This window comes from Mesorhizobium sp. M7A.F.Ca.CA.004.12.1.1, from assembly GCF_003997835.1.
Lineage (GTDB): Bacteria > Pseudomonadota > Alphaproteobacteria > Rhizobiales > Rhizobiaceae > Mesorhizobium.
The window spans coordinates 1-3,977 of record NZ_RZRK01000579.1 but is presented as its reverse complement, the minus strand read 5'-3'; the positions used below and the strand labels follow the sequence as shown (position 1 = coordinate 3,977).

Annotated in this window: 4 protein-coding genes; 3 read left to right on the top strand and 1 reads right to left on the bottom strand. The window is 64.3% G+C overall.

Going from position 1 to position 3,977, the window contains the following annotated elements; all coding sequences use genetic code 11:
* The 3 genes from EN984_RS25435 to EN984_RS25425 form a co-directional block, all read left to right on the top strand.
* The coding region (locus EN984_RS25435; protein ID WP_164765638.1) for an alpha/beta hydrolase at positions 1-486 on the top strand (486 nt) is incomplete at its 5' end.
* Between the two features lie 99 nt (positions 487-585).
* The gene (locus tag EN984_RS25430) at positions 586-1,761 is read left to right on the top strand and encodes a CaiB/BaiF CoA-transferase family protein (protein WP_127272545.1); all 1,176 of its coding nucleotides are present in this window, start codon (positions 586-588) and stop codon (positions 1,759-1,761) included.
* Positions 1,758-3,407, top strand: coding sequence for a thiamine pyrophosphate-binding protein (locus EN984_RS25425; RefSeq protein WP_127384031.1), 1,650 nt, complete (start codon positions 1,758-1,760; stop codon positions 3,405-3,407). The genes EN984_RS25430 and EN984_RS25425 overlap by 4 nt, the downstream gene beginning before the upstream one ends.
* Positions 3,408-3,459: 52 nt before the next feature.
* On the opposite strand, the gene EN984_RS25420 is transcribed toward EN984_RS25425, so the two are convergent.
* Positions 3,460-3,903 (bottom strand): CHRD domain-containing protein, encoded by a 444-nt coding sequence (locus EN984_RS25420; RefSeq protein WP_127271887.1) that lies wholly within the window; start codon positions 3,901-3,903, stop codon positions 3,460-3,462.
* Between the last annotated feature and the right edge of the window lie 74 nt (positions 3,904-3,977).

Sequence of the window (3,977 nt, the reverse complement as noted above, 5' to 3'; positions counted from 1 at the left end):
GTGGCGCTGGGCGTCCTTGCCTGGGAGAGAATGCGGCTCGGCTCCGACGTGCCATCGCGTCTGCTGCCGAAGCTCACCTTCCAGGCTTGGGGCAAGGCGGTGCCCAACCACCGCACATTGTTCGACTGGCTGTCGCGCGACGAGGCGGAAGTGGCGAAATACATCGCCGATCCGCTCTGCGGCTGGGATGCTTCGGTGTCGATGTGGCGCGACGTCGTCGGCATGGCGCTGAACGGCGGCAAGGATGCCGGCTTTGCCGGTATCCGACGCGACCTGCCCATCAGCATCGTCGGCGGCGAAAGGGATCCCGCCTCGGATTATGGCAAAGGGATCACGCATCTTGCCAGCCGCATGCGCGCCATGGGCTTTTCGAATCTGGTTTCAAAGGTTTACGCCGACACCCGCCACGAAAGCCTGAACGAGGTGAATCGCGACATCATCATGGATGATTTCGCCATTTGGGCCGACGAAGTCCTCAAAGCGTGACGGATTGGCCCATTGCAAGAGCCGTGACAGCCGTTGCAGGGCTTGATAGAGGCTCTGGTTTCGCAGCAATCACGGTGATTGCGGCAATCACGGTGATTCATGGCTGAGCCCCCGCTGAAAGGCGTCCGCGTCGTCGAACTCGCCCGCATCCTTGCCGGGCCATGGGCCGGGCAGTTGCTCGCCGATCTCGGCGCCGATGTCATCAAGGTCGAGAGCCCCGATGGCGGCGACGACACCCGCAAATGGGGCCCGCCCTTCGTCATGGGCAAGGACGGCGAGAACCTGTCGGCCGCCTATTACCATTCCTGCAATCGCGGCAAGCGCTCCATCGCCATCGATTTCTCGACGCCGGAAGGCGCGGAGACCGTGCGCCGGCTGGTCGCCACCTCGGACGTGCTGATCGAGAACTTCAAGCTCGGCGGCTTGAAGAAATACGGCCTCGACTATGACAGCCTGCGCCAGATCAACCCGCGCCTCGTCTATTGCTCGATCACCGGCTTCGGTCAGGACGGACCCTATGCGCCGCGCGCCGGCTACGACTTCATCATCCAGGCCATGGCCGGCATGATGTCGATCACCGGCGAGGTCGGCCGCGAGCCGCAAAAAGCGGGCGTCGCCATCTCCGACATCTTCACCGGCCTTTATTCGGTCATCGCCATCCAGGCAGCATTGCGCCATGCCGAGCAGACCGGCGAAGGCCAGCACGTCGACATGGCGCTTTTCGACACCCAGATCTCGGCGCTCGGCAACCAGAATTTGAACTATCTCGTCTCCGGCCAATCGCCGGTGCAGATGGGCAATGCGCATATGAACATCGCCCCGTATGAGGTGGTGCCGGTCCGGGACGGGCACATCATCCTGGCGGTCGGCAATGACGGCCAGTTCGCCAAATTCTGCGCCGCTGTCGGACTGGACGACCTGCCTGCCAATCCCGACTTCGCCACCAATCCCGCCCGGGTCGCCAACCGGGTCAAGTTGCGCGAGCGCATGATCGAGGCGCTGAAGATTTTTGACCGCGATCCGCTGCTGGCCAAGCTGGAAGCGGCCGGCGTGCCGGCGAGCCCGATCAACACGATCGGCCAGATGTTTGCCGATCCGCAGACGATCGCGCGCGGCATGCGGCTCGATCTCGACGACGGCCATGGCAATCTTCTGCCTTCGGTGCGTGCGCCGATGGTGATGTCCGGCACGCCGCTGGTCTATGAGCGCCCCTCGCCACGCCTGGGCGAGCACACGCAAGAAATCCTTGCCGAACTGGAGAAGTCTGGACAATGAAGACCGGCGGACAACTCATCGTCGACGCGCTCGAAGCCAACGGCACCGACCGCATCTATTGCGTGCCGGGTGAATCCTATCTGGCAGTGCTCGACGCGCTGCACGACTCTGCGATCCGCACCATCGTCTGCCGCCAGGAAGGCGGTGCCGCCATGATGGCCGATTGCCATGGCCGCCTGACCGGCAAGCCCGGCATCTGCTTCGTCACCCGCGGCCCCGGCGCCACCAACGCCTCGGCCGGCATCCACATCGCCATGCAGGATTCGATACCCGTCATCCTGTTCATCGGCCAGGTCGCCAGCCACGCCAAGGAGCGCGAAGCGTTCCAGGAGGTGGACTATAAGAGGTTCTTCGGCGACATCGCCAAATGGGTGGTCGAGATCGACGACGCCTCGCGCATCCCCGAATTCGTCACCCGCGCTTTCGCGGTGGCGACATCGGGCCGTCCCGGCCCGGTGGTGATCTCGCTGCCCGAAGACATGCTGACCAGTATCGTCGAAGCGGCCATCGCCTTGCCGCACACGCCGGTTGAGACACGGCCGGGCGAAGCGGAGCTCGATGCGCTGGAAAAGCTGCTGGCCAAGGCCAAGCGGCCGTTCGTCATCCTCGGCGGCACGCGCTGGGACGCCGAGGCGGTTGCACAAATGCGCACGATCGCCGAGGCTTGGTCGCTGCCGGTCGGCTGCTCCTTCCGCCGCCAGATGCTGTTCGATCATCTGCATCCGAACTATGCCGGCGATGTCGGCATCGGCATCAACCCGAAGCTGGCCACAGCGATCAAGCAGGCCGATCTCGTGCTGCTGATCGGCGGCCGCATGGGCGAAATGCCCTCGTCCGACTACACGCTGCTGAAAAGCCCCTATCCCGACCAGACGCTGGTGCATGTCCATGCCGACGCCGGCGAGCTCGGCCGCGTCTACCGCCCGACACTGGCGATCAACGCCTCGCCGTCCGCCTTCATCGAAGCTTTCGCCAAGCGCAAACCGGCCTCGGAGCCGACTTGGGCAGCCGAGACGCCAAAGCTGCATGCCGCCTATCTGGACTGGTCGACGCCACCGGAAGGCGGCCCCGGCTCGGTCCAGATGGGCCCGATCATGAACTACCTCGAAAAGATGTTGCCCGACGACGCCATCCTCACCAACGGCGCCGGCAACTACGCCACCTGGGTGCATCGTTTCCACCGCTTCCGCCGCTTCGCCACTCAAGGTGCGCCGACGTCAGGCTCGATGGGCTATGGCACGCCTGCGGCCGTCGCCGCCAAGGAGCTGTTCCCGGAGCGCACCGTGGTCGCTTTCGCCGGCGACGGCTGCTTCCTGATGAACGGGCAGGAATTCGCCACCGCCGTGCAGTATGACCTGCCTATCATTGTGGTCGTCGTCAACAACGGCATCTACGGCACCATCCGCATGCACCAGGAGCGCGAATATCCCGGCCGCGTCGTCGCCACCGATCTCAAGAACCCCGATTTCGCGGCCTTGGCCCGCGCCTATGGCGGCCAGGGCGAAACGGTCGACAAGACCGCCGATTTCGCTCCCGCCTTCGAACGTGCCCGCGCCAGCGGCAAGCCGGCGATCGTGGAAATCCGCCTCGACCCCGAAGCGATCACGCCGACGAAGACGATGACGCAGATACGCGACAAGGCGTAGTCCAAACAAAAAAAGAGGCGGTCGCCCGCCCCTTTTTGTCATGCGGCTTGCGCTACTTGGCGGTCTCGATCTGTCCGCGGATTTCGCCGTCCTTGTTGGCTGCCGTGTGCACGTTGACATAGTCCTTGCCGCCCATCAGGTCGGCGGCCTGCGCGTCGGTCAGCACGGCCGATCCCTTGATCGGGCTCTTGAGCTTGCCCTTGAACGGGATCGCCACCCCGGCGTTTTCACCCATCGCGGCTGGGCCGTGAATATGCCCGGCGGTCGCCGGCCCGCTCAGCCCGGAATATTTGACGTTCCAGCTGAGTTTCTTCGTGGCCGTGTCGAAGGTAAGAGCTGCGGTGCCCTTGCCTTTCGTGGTCACCGGCGGGTTCTGCTGGGCGCCGTCGAGCGTCGCTTTCAGCTTCACCGTCTCCGCCAGGGCCGGCGCTGCCGTAAGGAAGGACACCGAGATGGCCAGTGCCGAAAGCATCGGCGCCAAGGATTGGATACGCATGAGAATCTCCGTTTGCTGATGACATCCAGCCACGGCTCCCCGGCGCGCGGATGTATCGGCACAAGGCTTATAAG

Bases quoted from the DNA above. Each gene is read 5' to 3' on its own strand.
- EN984_RS25420 (WP_127271887.1), bottom strand. From the start codon at position 3,903: ATGCGTATCCAATCCTTGGCGCCGATGCTTTCGGCACTGGCCATCTCG.
- EN984_RS25430 (WP_127272545.1), top strand. From the start codon at position 586: ATGGCTGAGCCCCCGCTGAAAGGCGTCCGCGTCGTCGAACTCGCCCGC.
- EN984_RS25425 (WP_127384031.1), top strand. From the start codon at position 1,758: ATGAAGACCGGCGGACAACTCATCGTCGACGCGCTCGAAGCCAACGGC.